Annotated in this window: 18 protein-coding genes; 6 read left to right on the forward strand and 12 right to left on the reverse strand. The window is 68.6% G+C overall.

The features are described from left to right. Positions 1–59: 59 nt before the first annotated feature. The gene (locus L2U69_RS05995; protein WP_236105877.1) at positions 60–680 is read right to left on the reverse strand and encodes a histidine phosphotransferase family protein; all 621 of its coding nucleotides are present in this window, start codon (positions 678–680) and stop codon (positions 60–62) included. A 218-nt stretch (positions 681–898) separates the two neighbouring features. On the opposite strand from L2U69_RS05995, the gene L2U69_RS06000 reads away from it, so the two are divergent. Together L2U69_RS06000 and cysQ are read left to right on the forward strand one after the other, a co-directional pair. Then, on the forward strand, positions 899–1,099 hold the full coding sequence (locus L2U69_RS06000; protein WP_236105880.1) for a DUF3553 domain-containing protein: 201 nt from the start codon (positions 899–901) through the stop codon (positions 1,097–1,099). A gap of 34 nt (positions 1,100–1,133) precedes the next feature. Then, positions 1,134–1,922, forward strand: coding sequence for a 3'(2'),5'-bisphosphate nucleotidase CysQ (gene cysQ / locus L2U69_RS06005; RefSeq protein WP_236105882.1), 789 nt, complete (start codon positions 1,134–1,136; stop codon positions 1,920–1,922). Positions 1,923–2,012: 90 nt separating this feature from the next. Here cysQ and L2U69_RS06010 read toward each other — a convergent pair whose 3' ends face one another. The 4 genes from L2U69_RS06010 to L2U69_RS06025 all read right to left on the reverse strand — a co-directional run bounded on the left by L2U69_RS06010 (position 2,013) and on the right by L2U69_RS06025 (position 5,651). Next, positions 2,013–2,429 carry a PaaI family thioesterase gene (locus tag L2U69_RS06010; RefSeq protein ID WP_236105885.1) on the reverse strand — a complete coding sequence of 139 codons (417 nt, stop codon included), beginning with the start codon at positions 2,427–2,429 and terminating at the stop codon, positions 2,013–2,015. A 90-nt stretch (positions 2,430–2,519) separates the two neighbouring features. After that, the gene (locus tag L2U69_RS06015) at positions 2,520–3,089 is read right to left on the reverse strand and encodes a TetR/AcrR family transcriptional regulator (protein WP_236105888.1); all 570 of its coding nucleotides are present in this window, start codon (positions 3,087–3,089) and stop codon (positions 2,520–2,522) included. Positions 3,090–3,144: 55 nt separating this feature from the next. Further along, the gene (locus tag L2U69_RS06020; protein ID WP_236105890.1) at positions 3,145–3,774 is read right to left on the reverse strand and encodes a LysE family translocator; all 630 of its coding nucleotides are present in this window, start codon (positions 3,772–3,774) and stop codon (positions 3,145–3,147) included. A 20-nt stretch (positions 3,775–3,794) separates the two neighbouring features. Continuing rightward, positions 3,795–5,651 (reverse strand): AMP-binding protein, encoded by a 1,857-nt coding sequence (locus L2U69_RS06025; protein ID WP_236105892.1) that lies wholly within the window; start codon positions 5,649–5,651, stop codon positions 3,795–3,797. A gap of 260 nt (positions 5,652–5,911) precedes the next feature. Between L2U69_RS06025 and L2U69_RS06030 the strand changes: the two genes are divergently transcribed. Next, positions 5,912–6,991, forward strand: coding sequence for a glycerophosphodiester phosphodiesterase family protein (locus L2U69_RS06030; RefSeq protein ID WP_236105893.1), 1,080 nt, complete (start codon positions 5,912–5,914; stop codon positions 6,989–6,991). 1 nt (position 6,992) lies between these two features. On the opposite strand, the gene L2U69_RS06035 is transcribed toward L2U69_RS06030, so the two are convergent. Continuing rightward, a complete protein-coding gene (locus L2U69_RS06035; RefSeq protein ID WP_236105894.1) occupies positions 6,993–8,195 on the reverse strand; it encodes a DUF1501 domain-containing protein in 1,203 nt (400 codons plus the stop codon). A 2-nt stretch (positions 8,196–8,197) separates the two neighbouring features. Further along, positions 8,198–9,511, reverse strand: a complete 1,314-nt coding sequence (locus L2U69_RS06040) for a DUF1800 domain-containing protein (RefSeq protein ID WP_236105895.1) — start codon at positions 9,509–9,511, stop codon at positions 8,198–8,200. Between the two features lie 230 nt (positions 9,512–9,741). Between L2U69_RS06040 and L2U69_RS06045 the strand changes: the two genes are divergently transcribed. Together L2U69_RS06045 and L2U69_RS06050 are read left to right on the forward strand one after the other, a co-directional pair. After that, positions 9,742–10,005: an usg protein gene (locus L2U69_RS06045; protein WP_236105896.1), complete on the forward strand. Its 264-nt coding sequence runs from the start codon at positions 9,742–9,744 to the stop codon at positions 10,003–10,005. 86 nt (positions 10,006–10,091) lie between these two features. Beyond that, positions 10,092–11,459: a flavin monoamine oxidase family protein gene (locus L2U69_RS06050; protein ID WP_236105897.1), complete on the forward strand. Its 1,368-nt coding sequence runs from the start codon at positions 10,092–10,094 to the stop codon at positions 11,457–11,459. Between the two features lie 30 nt (positions 11,460–11,489). Here L2U69_RS06050 and L2U69_RS06055 read toward each other — a convergent pair whose 3' ends face one another. Both L2U69_RS06055 and L2U69_RS06060 read right to left on the reverse strand, forming a co-directional pair. After that, positions 11,490–12,725, reverse strand: a complete 1,236-nt coding sequence (locus L2U69_RS06055) for an aminotransferase class V-fold PLP-dependent enzyme (RefSeq protein WP_236105898.1) — start codon at positions 12,723–12,725, stop codon at positions 11,490–11,492. Positions 12,726–12,762: 37 nt separating this feature from the next. Beyond that, a complete protein-coding gene (locus L2U69_RS06060) occupies positions 12,763–13,485 on the reverse strand; it encodes a septal ring lytic transglycosylase RlpA family protein (protein ID WP_236105899.1) in 723 nt (240 codons plus the stop codon). A gap of 577 nt (positions 13,486–14,062) precedes the next feature. On the opposite strand from L2U69_RS06060, the gene ggt reads away from it, so the two are divergent. After that, positions 14,063–15,883, forward strand: a complete 1,821-nt coding sequence (ggt, locus tag L2U69_RS06065; protein WP_236105900.1) for a gamma-glutamyltransferase — start codon at positions 14,063–14,065, stop codon at positions 15,881–15,883. On the opposite strand, the gene L2U69_RS06070 is transcribed toward ggt, so the two are convergent. The 3 genes from L2U69_RS06070 to L2U69_RS06080 form a co-directional block, all read right to left on the reverse strand. Beyond that, positions 15,880–17,283, reverse strand: a complete 1,404-nt coding sequence (locus L2U69_RS06070) for a WS/DGAT/MGAT family O-acyltransferase (protein WP_236105901.1) — start codon at positions 17,281–17,283, stop codon at positions 15,880–15,882. The two genes, ggt and L2U69_RS06070, sit on opposite strands and share 4 nt — an antisense overlap. Before the next feature lie 121 nt (positions 17,284–17,404). Further along, complete coding sequence (locus tag L2U69_RS06075) at positions 17,405–18,466, reverse strand: OmpA family protein (RefSeq protein ID WP_236105902.1); 1,062 nt, start codon at positions 18,464–18,466, stop codon at positions 17,405–17,407. Positions 18,467–18,599: 133 nt separating this feature from the next. Continuing rightward, positions 18,600–19,781 (reverse strand): osmoprotectant NAGGN system M42 family peptidase, encoded by a 1,182-nt coding sequence (locus L2U69_RS06080; protein WP_236105903.1) that lies wholly within the window; start codon positions 19,779–19,781, stop codon positions 18,600–18,602. Between the last annotated feature and the right edge of the window lie 10 nt (positions 19,782–19,791).

Genomic DNA, 19,791 nt, shown 5'->3' on the forward strand with positions numbered 1-19,791 from the left:
TAAAAATTCGATGAACGAAACCGATCGCCGGCCGAGGCGGTCACCGGCGCCGCCGGACGTCAGGCCAGCGCCAGGGTGACCGAATCCTCGTCGCTGGCGACCGTCAGGGCGCGTCCGGCCGCCCGCGCCAGGGCGAGCACGAAGGCGGTGGGCGCGGTCCGCGCCTCGACCTCGGCGTCCTTGCCGGCCAGGAGGTCGCCATGGGCTTCCGGCAGCCCGCAGCGCAGGCCCGACATCTCGATCTCCCACCCGCCGCCGGCGCCCCCGCGCCCGTCGGACCGCAGCACCATGCGGCCGCCGCGCGGCAGGCAGTCGACACCGATCAGGACCATCAGATAGGCGAAACGCGCCTCGCTGCGGACGACATCCGCCAGTTCGCCCTGAATCTCGGCGGCGATCCGCCGGCCCCGCACCATGGTGTTCAGGGTGGTGAAGAACTCCTCGCGCCCGATGGTCGTCTCGTCCGAGACGGCGCCGAAGGCGATGCGGAAGAAGCGCAGGCGCCCCGACAGTTCCTCGGCGCTTTCGCCGAGAAGATCGACCGACTGCTCCCGCAGCTCCTCGTCGTCGCCGGCGTCGGACAGGAGTTCCGCGCCATTGACCACGGCCCCGACCGGCCCGACCAGATCGTGACAGAGACGGGAACAGAGATACCCGGCGAGGAGAAGCGGATCGACCATGTCTCGAACATTCACCAGTTGAAGGACGCAACGAAGGGAACACGCGGCGGCGGTCCGGCGCGGCACGAGGCAAGACCATAATCCGCACGTTCCGTCCGCGCCAGAATCCAGGACGGGTATCGCTCGACAGCTATTCCCGTGCCATGGCACGATCCCTCCGTCGCCCAGCCGTCTGGGGACATAAGCCCCCGGGATTTCCCGCCGCCGGAGGAGCCCTCATGAGCCGTGACGCCTTCGCAAGCCTTCTCGCGCCCGGCAGTTTCGTCCGCCACCCGGACGAGCCGGACTGGGGCATCGGCCAGGTGCAGAGCGTGGTCGGCAGCCGCGTCACGGTCAATTTCGAGCATGCCGGCAAGCGCACCATCAATATCGCCGTGATCGACCTCGACATGGTCGACGCCGCCGCCCTTAGTCGCTAATAAGGCATCGTCTTTAGTCACGCACCGGATTGCCATGCCCCATCTCGACGACGACGCCCGCGCCGAACTGATCGTCGCGATCACCGACCTCGCCCGCGAAGCGGGCGCGGAGATCATGAAGATCTACGAGAGCGACTTCGAAGTCCGCGCCAAGGGCGAGAACGACCCGGTCACCGAAGCCGACGTCGCGGCCGAGGCCGTGATCGTCGCCGGCCTCGAGAAACTGACCCCGGATATTCCGATCGTCGCCGAGGAACTGGCGGCCGCCGGCAAGCTGCCGCCCGGCAATCCCGCCGAATGGTCGCGCTTCTGGCTGGTCGATCCCCTGGACGGGACCAAGGAATTCATCAAGAAGAACGGCGAATTCACGGTGAACATCGCCCTGATCGAGGACGGCATTCCCGTGCTCGGCGTCGTTCACACCCCGGCCAAGGGCTGGACCTACAGGGGCCATGGCACCGGTACCGCCGCCGTGAAGAAGGACGGCCTGCCGCCGCAGTCGATCAAGGTCCGCCCGGTGCCGCCGGACGGCCTGACCGTGGTCGCCAGCCGCAGCCATCGGGGCAAGGAAACCGACGAATTTCTCGCCGATCTGCAGGTCGCGCAGATCTCGCCCGCCGGATCGTCTCTGAAATTCTGCCTGGTAGCGGAAGGCGTCGCCGATCTTTATCCCCGCCTGGGGCCGACCATGGAATGGGACACGGCCGCCGGCCATGCCGTCGTGCTGGCCGCCGGCGGCACGGTGAATACCCTCGAAGGGGCCGCCCTCTCCTACGGCAAGCCCGACTTCCGCAACCCGAAGTTCATCGTCAAGGGCGGCTGAGCCGACCGCTCGGGGTCCAAGGGCGGCTGGGCCGACCGCTCGGGGGTCAAGGGCGGCTGGGCCGACCGCGCTCAGGAACCTCTCTCGCGCTCAGGCGCCGACCGGCAGCAGGATCGCCTCGCCGGCCGCGAACAGGCGATCCTTCTCGCCCTCCAGGGCGCCGAGGGTCGCCTTGGCGAAGATCTGCTGGCGGCCCTGGCGTTCGATCGTGCCCCGGGCGACGAAAATGTCCGCGACCGCCGGGCGCAGGCACCGCACCGAGAATTGCGACATGATGACGTTGCCGGCGACGCTGGCGGCGGCGAAGCCCGATGCGATCTCGATCAGCCCGGCGACCACGGCGGCGTGAAGAAAGCCGCTGTACTGGCCGAATTCCGGCCGGTTGGCGAGATGGATCTCGACCTCGCCCGCCGTGGCGGTGGCCACCTTCACCTCCAGCCATCGATTGAAACCGGCAAGCTCGGAGACGGTGCGCAGGCGCTCGACCAGGGGAATTGCATCGTCCATGTCGCTCTCCCGTCCGAAATATCTAGACCAGTCTATATAGTTCAATGCCGAATTCAATCCCGTCGACCGGCTTTCGCACATGGTTCCGCCTCAGGCGGCGCGCAGGAGGGCGACGATCTCCGCCGTGGCATCGAGAATGGGATCGGGGCTGCCGCTGACCCGGCACTGGATCAGCGCCCCCTCCATCACCGCGACGACGAGGCCGGCGAGGCGCCGGGCCCGGGCCGGCGTTTCGCCGTCGGCGACGAAGACATCCTCGAACGCGCGGTTCCAGTCCTCGAAGACGGCGCGCGCGGCTTCGGTCAGCCGGGGGGACTCCGGCACGGTCTCGAGGATGGTGGTGGCGATGGGGCATCCGTCGCGAAAGCCGGAGTCCGCCATCCAGCCCGCCAGCATGCGGCCATAGGCCTCGACCATGGCGATGCCGTTGCCGTGCCGTTCCCGCAAGTGGCGCAGGGTCGCGGTCACCACGTCGCCCGACAGGCGCAGCGCCTCTTCCGCCAATTGCTCCTTGCCGTCCGGGAAATAGTGATAGAGCGAGCCCTTGGGCGCGCCGCTTTCCGCCAGGATGTCGTTCAGCCCGGTGGCGGCATAGCCGCGCTTGCGGAACAGGCGTGACGCCGCCCGCACGATTTCGTCCCGATGCCTCGGCGCCGCCATTTCCCGTCCGCTCCTCCCGGCCGTTTCATGACGACCAGTCTATATAGGCGCGCGATCACTTGAACAGCGGATGATCCCAGAGACTGGCGAGGGCCCAGATGCCGAAGCCGGCGATGGCGATCCCGGAGATGCGATTGATGAGCTGGAGGCCGCGCGCCTCGAGCTTGCCGCGCAGGAGGCCGACCAGGAAGGCGAGGGTCAGCCACCACGCCACCGAACCGCCGAAGACGCCGGCGACGGTGATGCTGGCCTGGGTGAAGGAACCGTCGCCGGCAAGGCCCGTCGACGCGAAGACGGTGGCGAAGCCGAAGATCGTCACCGGATTGGTCACCGTCAGCAGGAAGGTGCCGCCCATGGCATGGGGAATGGAACCTTCGTCCGCCTCCATGTGGCGGTCGCGCGGAATGGTGAAGAAGGTCCTGGCGCCCAGCGCCAGCAGGAAGATGCCGCCGAACAGGCGCATCCAGCCGTCATGGGCCTGCACCCAGTCCGACACGGTGGTCAGGCCGAAGGCCGCGACCACCGCGAAGAGGCCGTCGGCGATCGCGCCGCCGACCCCTGCCAGAAATCCGTTGATGCGCCCCGAATGGAGCGTCCGGTGGATGCATACGAGGTTGACCGGACCGACCGGTGCCGCGACCACATAGCCGACGACAAGGGCCCGGACGAACAATTCGATATCCATGGCTCCCCGGACGCTGCACCTCAGATCACGATCACGTCGTTGCCCGGCGGATCGGCATAGAGCTTTTCAACGAGATCGGCCCTGCGGGTCAAGGCCGCTTTCTGGTTGACGTAGCCCTTGTCGGTGATTTCGCCACCATCCATGCTCGGCGGCTCGGCCATGAAGAGCACGCGGCGGATCACCGTGGACGAGCCCGGATTGGCCTGATTGTGCCCCTTGACCGCCTTGCGCACATGATCCGACAACTGGCCCGAGGCGAGCATCGTGTCGAGGGACGCCTGCGCGGCGGGATCGGTCACCACCTTCGGCATGCCGACCCAATTGGGCCAGGCCAGGGCCGCGACATATTTCCGGTCGTGGCCGCAGATCACCGCGTCCTGGATCACCGGTGCCGCCGCGGTGACCAGATGGACCCTGAGGTTGCCGGCCTGGACCCAGGTGCCGGTGTCGAGCTTGAAATCCTCCGCCACGCGGCCGTCGAAGACCAGGCCCTGATCCGGATGGTCGGGATCGAGGAACTTGGCCGCGTCGCCGATCATGTAGAAGCCTTCCTCGTCGAAGGATTCGGCGGTCTTCTTCGGATCCCGGTAGTAGCCCGGCGTGACCAGGTCGCCGCGCACGCGGACCTCATAGGTGCTGCCGACGGGTACCAGCTTCAGTTCGACGCCCGGCAGCGGCAGGCCGATCATGCCGACGCGCTCGGCCTCGCGGAACACGCTGGTCGCGGCCGGCGCCGTCTCGGTGGCGCCCCAGCCGGTGGTGAAGACCACCCGTTCGCCGGTGGTCGCGACCGCCAGCTTCTGGAACCGCTCCCACAGATCCTGGCTCAGCGCGGCGCCGCCATAGGCGCAGAACTTCAACTTCTTGAAAAAGGTTTGGGCCATCTCCGGGTCCTTCTCCATGGCCGAGAGCAGCATGGAGAAGGCGACGGGCACGTTCATGTAGGTGGTCGGCGAGATTTCCCTCAGGGTCGCGATGGTCTCGTCGAACAGGCCGGGCAAGGGCCGGCCGTCGTCGATGTAGAAGCTGGAACCCGAGACCAGCGCGCCGTGCAGATTGGCGTTGCCGCCGAAGGTATGGCTCCACGGCAGCCAGTCGACCACCACCGCCGGGCCTTCGGCCGCCCGCACCGCCTCGCGGTCGACGACGATCGACTGCAGCATCGCGGCATTGGCGCAGAGCATCTTGTGGGTGTTGATCACCGCCTTGGGCATGCCGGTGGAGCCGGAGGTGAAGAGATATTTGCACACCGTGTCGGGCCCCAGCGCCTCGAAGGCGGCCTCGACCTCGGGCCCGACCGGGGTCTTCACCAGGTCCATGAAATCGGTCGAGGGAATGGCGCCCGGCGCATCGGTGACATGCACCACCTCGACCCCGTCGAGGTCGAGGGCGGCGAGCGCCGCCTCGAAGAAGCGCCCGTTCTGCACCATGATGACCCTGGGCTTCACCATGTCGACGACATAGCGCAGCTTGGCATGGTCCATGGACATCAGCGAATAGGCCTGGCTGATCGAACTGACCGGGACGCCGGCGGCGATCGCGCCATACATGAACAGCGCGTGCTCGATCGAATTGCCCGACAGCACCATGACCGACGAATCCTGGCCGAGCCCGCGCTTCAGCAGCGCGGCCGCGATGGCGTCGACATGGGCGCGCCCCTCGCCATAGGTGACCTTGCGCCACGCCCGATCCGGGCCGCGCTGGGCCAGCCACAGGGTATCGGGCTCGGCCGCCGCCCATTTGCGCAGCGGCGCGATCATGTTGCGATCGTAGTCGCCAAGGCCATGGGCAAGGCGCAGGATCATGCTGCCGTCGTCGCGCCGCTCCACCTCGAGGTCGTTCGAGAGGTAGTTCACCTTGCGGAACGGTGGTTTCATCGGCTCTCTCCCCCAGAATTCGTCTTGCGTTTGATTATTGGTCCGGCCGGCGCATGACGGCCCTTGGTCCCGGGCATCTTCGGCCCACGGTACCTTGGGGCGCGAGTTTGCAAACCTCCACCCGCTTTGCAACCGACAATCTCGAAAGTGACGAAAAATCGTCCGGATCGGCGACAGGCGCCGCCGGACAATCCGGCCTTCATCGCGGCCTCGCACTCCTTTATGGTAAACGGCGATTCCCGCGCAGGAAGGACAAGCCGATGTTCCGCCGACCGCTCCTCGCCCGCCACATGTTCGCCCGTTCCATGTTCGCCCGCTTCATGCCCGTGGCGCTGATCGCCACCCTGGCCGCGACGGGTGCCGGAACGGCGAACATTGCCCAGGCCGCCGGCGAAGGGCCTTTCGGTCCCCAGGTGATCGCGCGCGACGGCGCCGCCGTCACCTTCCCCGAGGCGACGCTGGCCGCCTTCGACCTGGCGATCGCCCAGGGCGCCGACATGCTGCGCGTCGACGTCTATCAGACCTTCGACGGCGTTCAGGTGATCCGCACCCGCCGCAATCTGGCCGAGACGACGGACATCGCCAGCCTCATCTCCTCTCCCGCCGCCATCAAGGGCGAGCCGCCGCCCACCGGCTATCCGGTCGACTACACGCTCTACGGCGACTACGCCCGCCTGACCTCGCGCCAGCCGATCCCGGGCCGCCGGGCCGAATTCGACGGCATCTTCTCCGCCCCCATCCTCGAGGATCTCTTCGTCCTGGTCGAACGCCGGCGCATGGACAAGCGCCGGCGCATCGGCCTCCTCCTCGTCCTTCACGACGCCGAGATCCACGCCGCGCGCGGCAAGCCGATGGAACCGCGCGTTCTCGCCACCCTGCAGAAATACGGTCTCGCCGGCTCGCCCGACGTGATGATCGGCACCGGCGATCCATCGGGCTTCGCGCGCCTGGGGTCGACCGGCGGCAATCCCCGGATCTTCGTCCTCGGCGCCTCGACCGCGCTTCCGTCGGATGCCGCGCGCACCGGCGACCGCCGCACCTATGGCGACTTCCAGACGCCCCGGGGGCTGCGCGCGATCCGCGAATTCGCCGATGCCATCCTGGTCGATGCGGCCGACGTCCAGGGCACCTATGCCGATGGCGGCGCCATGCCGCCGACCACATTGGTCGGCGACGCCAAGGCCGCCGGCCTCGCGGTCTATGTCGGCGGCTTCGCCGACGAGGGCGATCAGATCCTGCCGCGCCCGGCCGCGCTCGCCATGTATCGCCGGATCTTCGCCCTCGGCGTCGACGGCATCGTGACCGACGAGCCGGCCCGCGCCGTCGCCGCCCGGCCCTGACCTAGGCTTTCAGGATCAGGTCGAGGGGACGGAGCCCCGCCGCCTCGGGAAACACCCGGCGCGCGACCTCCGCCGCCGGCAGGCCCATGTGGCCGGTCAGCACGGCCATGAACAAGGCACGCAGATCCGTCGTCGGCGCGAGGTCCCGGCCCTGGTAGAGCCGGTCGCGCGCAAGGCCCGGCCACTGGCCGTGGACCTTGGCCGCCGACAGGGCGCCGCCGCAGGCGAAGGCGACGCCAGCCGTGCCATGATCGGTGCCGCCTGTCCCGTTGGGTGCGACCGTGCGGCCGAATTCCGTGATCGCCAAGACCAGGGTACGGCCCCAGACCGCCGCGCCCAATTCGTCCCGGCATTGCATGATCGCCGCGCCGAGCGGCGCCAGCGCCCGCGCCAGCCGGCCATTGCCCGTGCCCTGATAGGTATGAGTGTCGAAGCCCTGGACATCGATGGTCGCGACGCGGGGGCCGTCCGCCGCCTTCATCAGGCGCGCGACGCCGCCGACCAGCGGCGCCAGGCTGGCGGCCCCCTTGCCCATGCCCATGGCCCCGCCGCCGGTCACGGCCGTCGCCGCCCGCGCCGCCTCGAGGGCGGGCGCCAGCAGGGCGTCGCCGCCATAGAGCACGGCCAGTTGATCGAGCAGGGTGACGTCCGGCAGCGGCATGACCTGCGGCGCCCAGGTGGTCACCGGCGCCGATCCCGACAGCACCAGGGGCACGGCGAGTCCGCCGGCCAGCCCCGATCCGCCGGCCAGCGCGACCGCCCGGTTCAGCCAGCCGTCGGCCGATCCGGACGGTGTATCGCCGCCGGTCTCCAGCACGTTCTGGGCATCGAAATGGGAGCGTTCGCGGTAAGGCGTCGCGGTGGCGTGGAGGATCTGCATCTCGCCCGCGCGCCACAGGTCCATCAGCGGCGAGAGGGCCGGATGCAGGCCATGGAAACCGTCGAGGTCCAGCATGCCGCCGTCGCGTCCCGGCGCCGCCAGGGCGAGATCGCCGCGCACGCGGGCATAGTCGCGATCGCCGTGAGGCGGCACCGCCGACAGCCCGTCCAGCGCCCCGCGCAGGACGAAGACGATCAGCCGGCGGTCGCCCGGCACGAGCGCCAGCGCCACCCGGCCGCCGAGGCCGAGGGCAAGCGCGGCGCCGCCCGCCCCGGCCAGCAGGCGGCGGCGGTCGGTCTCGAGGCTCTGAGCGCGTTCGGCCATGGCTACCTCCGCTGGAATTCGGCGCTGGCCAGCACCAGGGCGACCGAGGTGGTGCGGTCGCCCGCGCGCCGCACCGCCGCCGCGAGATCCGCCGTGGCCCCGGCGCCGAGCCCGGCGTCGAGCAGTACCGCGCCGTCGGCATAGCGGCCGAGGCGCGCCGCCGCCTTCTGCGCCATCTCGATCCGGCGCAGCAGGGCATCCGGCGTGATCCAATCCGTGGCCCGGTCGGACCAGCCCTTGGGCGAGGGTGCGGAGAAGGGTTGCTGCCCCAGGATCTTCAGGGCGCCGATCATCAAGGTTCCTTCGGGCACCGTGCGGATCAGGCGGAAGATCGACTGCACCAGGTCGTTCGGCGTCTTCACCTTGGAGAGGGGCTGACGCCAGATCGCCTCCTCGTCCACCAGGGCGCCACTGACCGCGCGAAGATCGCCGTCGGTATCGCGGAAGACCCGGGCCAGACGTTCGACCGTGGCCGGCGGCGGATCGTCGGCGACGAAATGGCGGGCGAGGCGCGCCGCCACGTTGCGCGCGGTCGACGGATGGGCCGCCAGCATCCGGAACGCCGCCTCCGCCTCGTCCGGGCCCGCCTCGGCGATGCGCTGGCCCAGGAGACGCTTGTCGCCCGGTTCGTGCAGCACGGACATGAATCGGCCCGCGTTCCCGGCCCCTTCCCGGTCGACCGTCCAGCCGGTCAGGATGCGCGCCAGTTGCACCACGTCGTCCTGCCCGTAACCACCGTCGACGCCGAGCGTGTGCAGTTCCAGCATCTCCCGCGCCAGATTCTCGTTGAGGCCGAGATCGCGGCGCCGCCCGGCCCGCGAATTGGGCCCGATCGACGTCGCCTGATCGAGATAGATCATCATGGCGGGATGCAGCGACGCGGCGCGCAGCAGATCGACGAAGCGACCGGTGACATGGGGCAGGATCGCCTCGCGCTCGAAGGCGCCGAGCAGGGGGGCCGCGATCGGCTTCGCCAGCGAGACGGTGAAATGGTTGGACCAGTGCTGGACCAGGCGCTCGTGAAACGGACGGTCGGTCTCGACCGCGCGGCGCGTCCGGGCCGCGACCTCGGCGACCAATATGTCCTTGGCGTCGTTCTTCAGGAAATTCACCACGTCGCGCTCGCGCCCCCGGCGCGTGGCCTCGCGGATGGCGGCGACGATGGCGCCGGTCGCCGGCACGCCCTTCGGCCTGGGCGCCGCCGGCTGGGGCGCGAGATCCGCCTTCAGCGCGGCGCGGTCGCGCCCGGCGCGCAATTCCCCCGGTTTCGGCCCCAGGCCGAAACGAACCGCCGCCACCAGGGATTCGACAGTCATGAAGGATCCTTCCGTCCCGGCCACCGCTGCACGGCGAAAATTTATGCCGCATCGCCGCATTCCAAGTCTTCACGACGATGAAAGACGTGTTACGCTTCCTTTACGTATTCGGTTCCAAATGAATCTCGCCGGCTTCGACGTCGCCTTGCCGGTGTTAGCAGTCGATCACAGGGAGTGCCAATACCCGAGAGTTGCCCAGAGTCTATTGGTCAGCAGAAAAGGAGTCTTGCATGAGCGATCTCGCGCGTATGCTAGCCGACTACCGCATCACCACGGCGGAAATTCTGTACCACATGCCGGATCATCCGAGCCTTCTGCAAAGTTATACATGGCAAGAGCTCGATCTGGCACCGAAGTTTCCGGAACTGCGAAGATTCCTGGACTTCTGGGAGGCCAACCTCGACGGCAAGCTCCATTCGGTCAAGGTGATGAGCAACCGGATCATCCGGCCCGGTGAATTCTCCCACACGGAGAATTACTTTACGCTGCATTGACGTACCCGGCCAGCCGGCCGGAAACCGGAACGAAGGGGCTTGGCCCCGCCTTCCCGACCGCCGATCATGCGGTCGGGGAGGGTTTCATGACGAACGATCTTTCATTCGATACGGACGTCGCCGTGGTCGGCGCCGGTTTCGCCGGGCTGGAGACGGCCCGCATGGTCGGACGCGCCGGCCATCGGGTCCAGGTGATCGAAGCCCGCGACCGGGTCGGCGGGCGGACCAAGCCGGGGCTTCTGGCCGGCGCCACGGTCGATCTCGGCGGGCAATGGGTCGGGCCCGCCCACCGCCGCCTGCTGGCGCTGGCCGCGAGACACGGCATCGCGACCGAGCCCCAGTTCGAGGCGGGCGGCAAGCTGATCGAATTCGGCGGCCGGGTCCGGCGCTACGAGGGGCTGATTCCCGCCCTGCCCTTCCTCGCCCTGATCGAGACCGACCGGGTGATGAAGCGGATCGAGCGGATGGCGGCCACCATCGCCGTCAGCCGTCCCTGGGCGGCACCGGATGCCGGCACGCTCGACCGCATGACGGTGGCGAGCTGGCTCGATCGCCATGTGCGCACCAGGGGCGCCCGCGCCCTGATGGAGATCGCGGTGCGCGCCGTCTTCAGCGCCGAGCCGGCCGAGATTTCCATGCTCTTCTTCCTCACCTATCTCCGTGCGTCCGACGGGCTGGAGCCCATGATCTCGGTCGCCGGCGGGGCGCAGCAGGACCGCTTCAAGGGCGGGCTGCACCAATTGTCGGATCGTCTGGCGGACGAGGTCGGGCGCGAGACCCTGCGCCTTTCCACCGCCGTCCTCGGCATCGAGCAGGATGACCGTGGCGTCACCCTTCGCCTCGACGGCGGCGGAACGATCCGGTGCCGGCGGGCGGTGATCGCCGTTCCCCTGGCCCTGCTGCCCCGGATCGGATCGGTCCCGCCCTGGCCGGCATTGCGCGCGGGCCTCGCCCAGCGCAGCCCCATGGGCAGCGTGATCAAATGCCATGTCGCCTATGGGACGGCGTTCTGGCGCGCGCGCGGCCTGTCCGGCGAAATCGTCTCGGATGCCGGGCCCTTCTCCCCGATCTTCGACGGCACGCCCGAAGGCGCCGCCCACGGCGTCCTGACCGGCTTCCTGGAGGGGGAAGCGGCGCGGACCTGGACCGGCCGCACGCCCGACGCACGGCGAAAGGCCGTCGTCGACACGCTGGTCCGCATCCTCGGTCCCGAGGCGGCCGAGCCCATCGACTATGCCGAGAACGACTGGCTGGCGGAGGAATGGTCGGGCGGCTGCTATGCCGGCCTGATGCCCCCCGCGACCCTGACCGCCTTCGGCCCAGCGATCCGCGAGAGCGCCGGCCGCGTCCATTTCGCCGGCACCGAAAGTGCCATCGAAGCGACGGGCTATGTCGAAGGCGCCCTCGAGTCCGGCGAGCGGGCGGCGCGCGAGGTGATCGCCGCCCTGGCCTGAGTGCCTAGGCCTGAGTGGTGATGACCTAGGTCAGGCGATCGCCCGCCGTAGCGCGTCGAGGAAACGGTCGACGTCGTCCTCGTCGTTGTAATGGGCGAGACTGGCGCGCACGACGGTGTCGAGGCCCAGGGCCTCGACACAGCGCCGGGCATAGAAATCGCCGAGGCCGACGGCGATACCCCGATCCCACAGTGCCTCCGCGATCTCCGCCGAGGGACGGCCGTCGACCGTGAAGGCGAAGGTCGGCGCGCGCTTGCCGTCCATCGCCTTTCGCCCGATCAGACGCACGCCGGGCAGCACGGCCAGCCCCGCCAGCAGGCGCCGGCCGAGCGCGTCCTCATGCGCCGCGAAGAGGGCATAGAGCCGTTCCATCCGCGCGCGCAGGCCATTGGCCGGCAGGGCGAAGTGATGGTCGTCCAGCACGCCGAAATAATCGGCGATGCCGTTCAGGGCGGCGGTGAACTCATGGGACGGGCCGCCGGGGTTCAGGCTCTTCGGCGGCTCGGTCAGGAAGTAATGGTTCTGCGGCGCGAGTCGCCGCGCCACCGACCGGCGCACATAGGCGGCGCCGACATGGGGCCCGAAGGTCTTGTAGAGACTGAAATAATAGAAATCGACGTCCAGTGCCTTCACGTCGGGCAGGCGGTGCGGGGCATAGGCGACGCCGTCGACCGCGATCAGGGCGCCCGCCTCATGGGCGATGGCGGCGGCCGTCGCGACATCGTTGAAACTGCCGACGACATTGGAGCAATGGGGCATCACCACCAGCCGCGTCCGCGGCCCGACCAGCGTGCGCAGATCGTCGAGGTCCAGTTCGGCCGTCGCCGGGTCGATCGCCCATTCGCGCACCGTCACCCCCTCTTGGGCGAGGCGGCGCCAGGGCGTCGAATTGGCTTCGTGGTCCTGATTAGTGACGACGATCTCGTCCCCCGGCGCCAGCAGCGGGCGCGCCGCTTGGGCGAGAACCAGCACGTTGACGGTGGTGGAGGGGCCGACCAGCACCTCGTCCGGCTCGGCGTTCAGAAAGGCGGCGGCGATGGCGACGCCGTCGGCGATCAGGTCCGTCGCCTCGATCGAGGCCGGGAAGCCATAGGCCGGCTGCACCTGCACCCGGCTCATGTAATGGCCGACGCGGTCGATCACCTGTCGCGGCACATAGGTGCCGCCGGCGTTTTCGAGAAAGGCGATGCCGTTTTCGGCCGGCGGGAACTGGGCCCGCGCGAATCCGGCGTCGAGATCGACGCCGGTCCTGTTGTCACTGTCCAATTGTTCCCCCGGTCCGCACTGGAAACCGGGAGGCAGCTTAGTTGGTGGCGACGTCGCCTGTCACGTCGCCAGCGGGGCTTTCGCCGGCGCTGACTTCGCGCGGGGCCTGCTGGCCTTCGCGGCTGTCGGTGGCGCGCGAGCCGGTCGAGGCGGTGGCGCGGCTGGCCGGCTCCTCGAGGATTTCGAGCTTCACCTTGCCCACACCCTGGTGGCGCAGCCCGATGGCCGAGGCGGCGGCGGCCGAGAGATCGATGATGCGGTTGCCGACATAGGGCCCGCGATCGTTGATCTTCACGACGACCGAACGGCCGGTCGACAGCGCCGTCACGCGCACGCGCGTATTGAACGGCAGCGACTTATGGGCGGCGGTCAGGGAATTCTGGTTGTAGATCTCGCCATTGGCCGTCAGCCGGCCGTGGAAGCCCGGGCCGTACCAGGAGGCGACGCCCGAAATTTCCTTCACGACCCGGTCGCTGGTGGCGTGGGTGATCTTGGTGCGGACCGCGATCGGGCCGCTCGCACGCGCCTCGCCGGCGCCTTCGGGGGCATCGGGCTTCACGGCGACATAGCCGAGGGGCGAGGCCGCCCCTTCGCGATCGGACGAAACCTTCGGCGCCGACACGGCGGCGTCACGCAGGCTGGTGGCGGGGTAGGCGGAATCCTCGCTCGCACGGGCAGTGGAGGCGACCCCGAAAGCAATGGCCAGGGCAGCCATGGCCGCCAGACCGCGATCGAACGTAAGCACACGCTTCGCCGACATGTCTCCTCCTCTCCTTCATCGGCTTGCGCGCACGGAGGCAGTGGCGCAGGCGAACTGGATAGACCCCTTCGAAAAAGGCCATCGACACAAAGGCGGCGCGGCTTGTTCAGCCGCAGCCCGCCGGCTCATTTCCGGAAGCGTCCGCTCAGCGGTGCTGACGACGTGTGGTGACCGCCTTCAGGCGCCACCGCATTCCGACGAGGCACATGGCAAGGCCAAGCACCACGACATAGAATTCAGGACTCAAACGTCCTCAACCTTCTGGGCCGGCGACAACCATGCCGGGCTTTTCTGGACGTGCGGGCGGCCGATTTCGGCGGGCTGGCACGGGTCATCACGCCGACAATGTGGCGAAAAAAAGAGGGTTTGGCAAGCCTCCCATGTTGCAGCGCAACAAGAAATGCCCCGCGGGCGACCGCCGAGAGGCCGTATGAAAGCGCGATAGATCATGTGATTCAAACGCTTGTATCCACCGGTCGACGGCCTTCGCAGCCGCGCTCCGGCGCATCGGGCGGCAAGGATTTGCATTCGGGGCCGAGGCAGGCAAACTGAAAAAACAGAACGAAGGGGAGAGAAAATGCGCCTGGCGACGACGGTCACCCTGGCACTCGCCATGGTGGTATTTCAGGCGCCGATCGGCCCCGCCCCTGCCCAGCCGGTTCCCGGCTCTCAGACCGGCGACCGGGTGGCACCCGAGGCGGCGAGTCCGGCCAGCGTGAACGAGGGCGGCGCGGACGGCGACGGTGTCGTCCGCCATGGCACGGCGCGGCACCACATGGTGGTCGCGGCCCATCCGCTGGCCGCCGCCGCGGGCGATCAGGTCCTGGCGGACGGCGGCACCGCCGTCGATGCCCTGATCGCGGTGCAGCTCGTCCTCGGCCTCGTCGAGCCGCAGTCGTCGGGTCTCGGCGGCGGCGGCTTCCTGGTCCATTGGTCGGCCGCGGACGAGGCGGTCACCACCCTCGACGGGCGGGAGACCGCGCCCAGGACGGCCGGTCCCGACCTCTTCCTGCAGGCGGACGGCAATCCCATGTCCTTCTTCGGCGCCGTGGTCGGCGGCCGTTCGGTCGGCACGCCCGCCACGCTCCGCCTGCTCGAGGCCGCGCACGAGCGATTCGGCCGCCTGCCCCTGCCGCGCCTGCTGGCCCCCGCCATCGCCCTCGCCGAGGACGGCTTTCCGGTCTCGCCGCGCCTCGCCCATCTGATCGCGTCGGAAGGGCCGCGCCTGCGCCACGATCCTGTCGCCGCCGCCTATTTCTTCGATGCCGAGGGCAAGCCGCTGGCCGAGGGCAGCCGCCTGCGCAATCCCGCCTATGCCGAGACCCTGCGCCGCATCGCCACCGACGGCGTCGACGCCTTCTACGAGGGCGAGATCGCGCGCGACATCGTCGCCAAGGTGACGGGCGATGCCGCCAATCCCGGCCTTCTGTCGGAAGACGATCTCGCCACCTATGAAGTGCTGGAGCGCGATCCGGTGTGCGGCCCCGCCTTCGGCTACGAGATCTGCGGCATGGGCCCGCCGTCCTCCGGTCCGCTGGCGATTCTCCAGATCATGGCGCTGATCGAGGCCAATGGCTTCGCCGCCCTGCCGCCCGGCTCCGCCACCGCCTGGCGCCTGATCGGCGACGCCTCGCGCCTCGCCTTCGCCGACCGGGAACGCTGGCTGGGCGATCCCGATCGGGTCGACGTGCCGACCGACGGCCTGATCGCCCCCGGCTATCTGGCGCGTCGCGCCCGCCTGCTGGACGGGCCGGTGCTGCCCGGCCCCGTGCCCTCGGGCACCCCCGCCTTCGACCACGGCAGCCTGATGCCCCCGCCGGGCCTGGGCATCACGCCGGAACTGCCGTCCACCACCCACATCGTGATCCGCGACGCGGCGGGCAATCTGCTGTCCTATACCGGCACGATCGAGAACGGTTTCGGCTCGCGCCTCATGGTGCGCGGCTTCCTGCTCAACAACGAATTGACCGATTTCTCCTTCCTGCCCGTCGATATTTCGGGCCAGGCGGTCGCCAACCGGGTGGAGGGCGGCAAGCGGCCCCGGTCCTCCATGTCGCCGGTGATCGTGCTGAAGGACGGCAAGCCCGTGCTCGCCGTCGGCAGCCCGGGCGGCAGCCGCATCATCGGCTTCGTCGCTCAGGCCCTGATCGGCCGCCTCGCCTGGAAGATGCCGCTGGGCGAGGCGCTGGCCGCGCCCCATCTGCTGAACCGTTTCGGCCCCTTCGAGATCGAGGCCGGCACCGCCGCCGCCGACCTTGCGCCCGCCCTCGAGGCGCTCGGTTACAGGGTCGAGACGCTGGACCTCAATTCGGGCCTCGCCGCGATCGAGATCGGCGCCGACGGCCTGCTGACCGGCGCCGCCGATCCGCGGCGCGAAGGCACGGTCGCCGGGGACTAGAGCCCCAGCGCCGCCTCCAGTTCCGCCAGCGCCTCGCCGGTATAGACGGCGATGCGCTGCATGTGGGGCAGGCTGTCGCGGTCGCCGGTGAAGCCCAGGTTGAACTGGCCGGCATAGGACAGCACGGTGATGTTCAGGGCCTGACCGTCGAACAGCAGGGAGACGGGATAGATCTGATCGAGGCGCGCGCCGTTGAAATAGAGCGTCTGCGGCGGGCCCGGCACGTTGGAGATCACGAGGTTGTTCATCGGCCGGGTCATGGTGCCGAGACCCAGCATGAGCTGGATCATATAGGGCGCCATCAGGATCAGGGTGTAATTGTCGATCGCCCCGCGCGACATGGTCTGCAGCCGTTCCTTGGCCGGCGCCGACGAGGCGGCGATCGCCTTCACGCGCTCGATCGGATCGGCGATGTCGGAATGCAGGCTGACGATCATCACGGTGATGGCGTTGCCGACGCTGGAATCATCCGCCGGACGGACCGAGACCGGGACCGAGGCGGTCATCGCCTTGTCGGGCAATTCGCCCATCTCGTCCAGATAGCGCCGCAGCGAGGCGGAACAGATGCCGAGGAAGACGTCGTTCACCGTCACCCCGGCGGCCTTGGCGACGCGCTTTACCCGGTCCAGCTCGTAATATTGGGTGGCGAAGCGCCGCTTGCCGCGGATCTTGCCGTTCAGGATGGTATTGGGCGCGCCATAGGGAATGGCCGGCCCGTCGTCCCCGCCCCTGCGCGCGTCGAGCGCCAGCCGGCCCAGCGCCTTGGCCGCCGCGACGCCGGAGCGGAACTGCTCCTTGCCCAGCGTCACCAGCTTCTCGATCAGGCTGCCCTGGTCGACCGCCTCGTCGTCGACCTTCTTGCTGCCGCCCGCCATGCCCACTTCCCAAGGCGGCGGCAGGTCGCGGGCCTCCGGATCGGTCGACAGGAAGCGCGACAGCAGGCGCATGCCGCCCATGCCGTCGATCTGCGAATGATGGACCTTGGTGTAGATGGCGATGCGGCCGTTCTCCAGCCCCTCGATGACATGGCATTCCCAGAGCGGCCGGGTGCGGTCCAGGGGGTTGGAATGGAGGCGCGAGACGAGGATGCCCAACTCCCTTTCCCCGCCGGGCTTCGGCAGGGCGGAATGGCGGAAGTGATAGTCGAGGTCGATCTCGTCCGGCTTCATTTCCTGCCAGGCCGGGATCACGGTCGAGGTCAGGCCGGGACGGAGGCGCAGGTTGAACGGCGGGGCGAAGCGCGGCCGCGCCCGCCATTCGGCGACGAGATCGTGAACGAAGGTCGGTCCCGCATCCGGCGGCAGGGAGAAGATCGCCAGGGAGGCGACATGGACCGGCCGCTCCCGCTTCTCGATGAACAGCCACGCCGCGTCCGAAGGCTTCAGCGCCCGAGTCGCCATTCTCTGTCTCCCCCCCCTGTTTGGCTACATGCGACAGGGGGCGGCCCCCGGCGTCAAGTACCGCGAACCGGATTTCGCCGTCAAACCGGGGCGAGAGCGCCCGGAAGCCGGCGGCCGGCGATCAGGGCAGGACGATTTCGACCCGGCGGTTCTGGGCTTCGCGGACACCGTCGGGCGTCGGCACCAGGGGCGCGCTCTCGCCCTTGCCGATGGTGACGATCTCGCTCTCGGCGATGCCGATGGCGATGAGTTCCGCCTTCACCGCCGCGGCCCGACGCAGGGACAGGGCCTGGTTGTAGGTCTCGGACCCCGAACGGTCGGCATGGCCGGTCAGTTCGATGCGGCTGACGCCGAGGTTCATGGCCGATTGCGCCGCGTCCTTGATGATGGCCGAGGCATCCTCGGTCACGATCGAGGAATCCCAGTCGAAGAACACCATGAACGAGCGCGCCAGCACCGCGTCCGACACCGGGGCGGGCGCCGGCACCGGCGGCGGCGGCGGCGTATAGCTGTCGAGGACGTAGATCAGGCCGGCCTGCACGCTGTGCATGTCGTAGGAGGTCTGGAAATCGTTGACCTGAATGTCGGAGGTGCCGACATAGCGATAGTCGGCGAAGGCCGCCAGGCTCTCGGACAGTTCCACCCGGCCGCCCAGTATTCCCTGATAGGCGAAACCCGCGTCGTTGCCGGAAGCGATGGAGCCGCCACTGCCGCCCTTGTCGTTCACGAAGACCCACGCAGCGCCGAGGCCGGCACCGACGTAGGGCGTAAACGAGGTCTGGGTCTCGTACTCGTAGATGACGTTGCCCATGACGGTGAGGACACCGAAATTGTTGGAGAACGGCGTATCGGGCACGGCGGTGAAACCGCCGGCGCCATCGCTGAGCATGAGGTCGGTCAGTTTGTCCGTATCGAAGCTGCGATAGCCGACGTCCGCCTCGAAGCGGAACTCGCCGTAGTCGTAACCGAACAGGGCGCCGACACCGAAGCCGTTGTCGAATTCCATGGTGGCGACGTCCTGGTTGCCATCACCGTCGGCATCCCCCTCGACATCGACCGAACTGGGCATGACGAAGGCGCCATAGCCGCCCAGATAGGGCCCGACCATCTGATCGGCGACGGCGGCGGGCGCGCCGACGGCCATCATGAGGGCCACGAGGGCCGAGCGGGAAACGAACGACATGGCACCCCCAGCGCGAATTCACCACCATTCCGGTGGTTCTTATTAGCATTGCGGCGCAACAGCCTCAATCGCCACCCCGGAGCTTTTCAACCCAAGATCACGGTTATAGCGGAATTGGTGGCATGACGGCCACTCAGACCCGCTCGCGGCGCCGGCCCTTGCGCTGGTCCGGCTCGAAGTCGGCGGGCGATTCGGAGACCGCGTCCTCGGTCGGCTGATGGGTGAAACCGGTGATGCCCGCCGTATGCTGGAAGTCGCGGGTGATCTCCACCGGGCTCTGGACATAGGCGGTAACCAGTTCGGCGAGCGAGCGCAGCGCATGGATGTGGATGCGCTCGTAGCCGTGCGACGCGTCGATGCCGAAGGTGATGAGGGCCGTCCGCACGTCGGCACCGGCGACGATGGCGCTGGCGGAATCCGACCGGTAATAGCGAAAGACGTCCTTCTGATAGCGGATCTCGTTAGCGCGGCAGAGTTCCGTCAGCTTCTTGGTCAGATGGAAGTCGAAGGGCCCGGTCTGGTCGGCGGTCGAGATGGTGACGCCGAATTCGTCGGAATTCTGGCCCGGGGCCGTGGTGCCGTTGTCGATCGCGACCAGGGAGGCGACGTCCGGCGTCAGCACCGAGGAGGCGCCGACCCCGACTTCCTCCGAGATCGTGAACAGCCAATGGGTGTCGACCGGGGTTTCCGCGCCCGTGTCGGTCAGCGCCTTCAGGGCGGCCAGCATGACGGCGACGCCCGCCTTGTTGTCGAGATGGCGCGAGACGATGAAGCCGTTGTCGAGGAATTCGGGCTGGGGATCGATCGCGATGATGTCGCCCACCTCGAAACCGTGACGGGCGAGGTCGGCCGCATTGCGCACCCTTGCGTCGACCCTGAGCTCGACGTGATCCCAGCCTATGGGAAGCCGGTCGATTTCCTCGTTGAAGGTGTGGCCGGACGCCTTCAGGGGCAGGATCGTGCCGCGATAGCCGCCCTTCTCGGTGAAGACGGTGCAGCGCGCGCCCTCGGCGAAGCGCGCCGACCAGAAGCCGATGGGCACCACCGACAGGCGGCCGTTTTCCTTCAGGTATTTCACCTGGGCGCCCAGCGTATCGACATGGGACACCAGGGCCCGGGCGCCGCGCGGCGTGCCGCCCGGGCGCACGGCGCGGATGGCGCCGCGCCGCGTCAGTTCGACGGAAAGCCCGAAACTGGCCAGTTCGTTGGTGACGAAATGGACGATCGTGTCGGTGTAGCTGGTCGGACTGGGGATCGACAGGGCTTTCTTCAGCGTATTCGCCAGATACTCGGCGTCGATCGTCAGTCTGGTCATTACTCCACTC

Origin of the sequence: Zavarzinia marina, assembly GCF_021568905.1 — a bacterium.
In the GTDB taxonomy this organism is placed as follows: Bacteria; Pseudomonadota; Alphaproteobacteria; order Zavarziniales; family Zavarziniaceae; genus Zavarzinia; species Zavarzinia marina.

Bases quoted from the DNA above. Each gene is read 5' to 3' on its own strand.
- L2U69_RS05995 (WP_236105877.1), bottom strand. From the start codon at position 680: ATGGTCGATCCGCTTCTCCTCGCCGGGTATCTCTGTTCCCGTCTCTGT.
- L2U69_RS06000 (WP_236105880.1), top strand. From the start codon at position 899: ATGAGCCGTGACGCCTTCGCAAGCCTTCTCGCGCCCGGCAGTTTCGTC.
- cysQ (WP_236105882.1), top strand. From the start codon at position 1,134: ATGCCCCATCTCGACGACGACGCCCGCGCCGAACTGATCGTCGCGATC.
- L2U69_RS06010 (WP_236105885.1), bottom strand. From the start codon at position 2,429: ATGGACGATGCAATTCCCCTGGTCGAGCGCCTGCGCACCGTCTCCGAG.
- L2U69_RS06015 (WP_236105888.1), bottom strand. From the start codon at position 3,089: ATGGCGGCGCCGAGGCATCGGGACGAAATCGTGCGGGCGGCGTCACGC.
- L2U69_RS06020 (WP_236105890.1), bottom strand. From the start codon at position 3,774: ATGGATATCGAATTGTTCGTCCGGGCCCTTGTCGTCGGCTATGTGGTC.
- L2U69_RS06025 (WP_236105892.1), bottom strand. From the start codon at position 5,651: ATGAAACCACCGTTCCGCAAGGTGAACTACCTCTCGAACGACCTCGAG.
- L2U69_RS06030 (WP_236105893.1), top strand. From the start codon at position 5,912: ATGTTCCGCCGACCGCTCCTCGCCCGCCACATGTTCGCCCGTTCCATG.
- L2U69_RS06035 (WP_236105894.1), bottom strand. From the start codon at position 8,195: ATGGCCGAACGCGCTCAGAGCCTCGAGACCGACCGCCGCCGCCTGCTG.
- L2U69_RS06040 (WP_236105895.1), bottom strand. From the start codon at position 9,511: ATGACTGTCGAATCCCTGGTGGCGGCGGTTCGTTTCGGCCTGGGGCCG.
- L2U69_RS06045 (WP_236105896.1), top strand. From the start codon at position 9,742: ATGAGCGATCTCGCGCGTATGCTAGCCGACTACCGCATCACCACGGCG.
- L2U69_RS06050 (WP_236105897.1), top strand. From the start codon at position 10,092: ATGACGAACGATCTTTCATTCGATACGGACGTCGCCGTGGTCGGCGCC.
- L2U69_RS06060 (WP_236105899.1), bottom strand. From the start codon at position 13,485: ATGTCGGCGAAGCGTGTGCTTACGTTCGATCGCGGTCTGGCGGCCATG.
- ggt (WP_236105900.1), top strand. From the start codon at position 14,063: ATGCGCCTGGCGACGACGGTCACCCTGGCACTCGCCATGGTGGTATTT.
- L2U69_RS06070 (WP_236105901.1), bottom strand. From the start codon at position 17,283: ATGGCGACTCGGGCGCTGAAGCCTTCGGACGCGGCGTGGCTGTTCATC.
- L2U69_RS06075 (WP_236105902.1), bottom strand. From the start codon at position 18,466: ATGTCGTTCGTTTCCCGCTCGGCCCTCGTGGCCCTCATGATGGCCGTC.
- L2U69_RS06080 (WP_236105903.1), bottom strand. From the start codon at position 19,781: ATGACCAGACTGACGATCGACGCCGAGTATCTGGCGAATACGCTGAAG.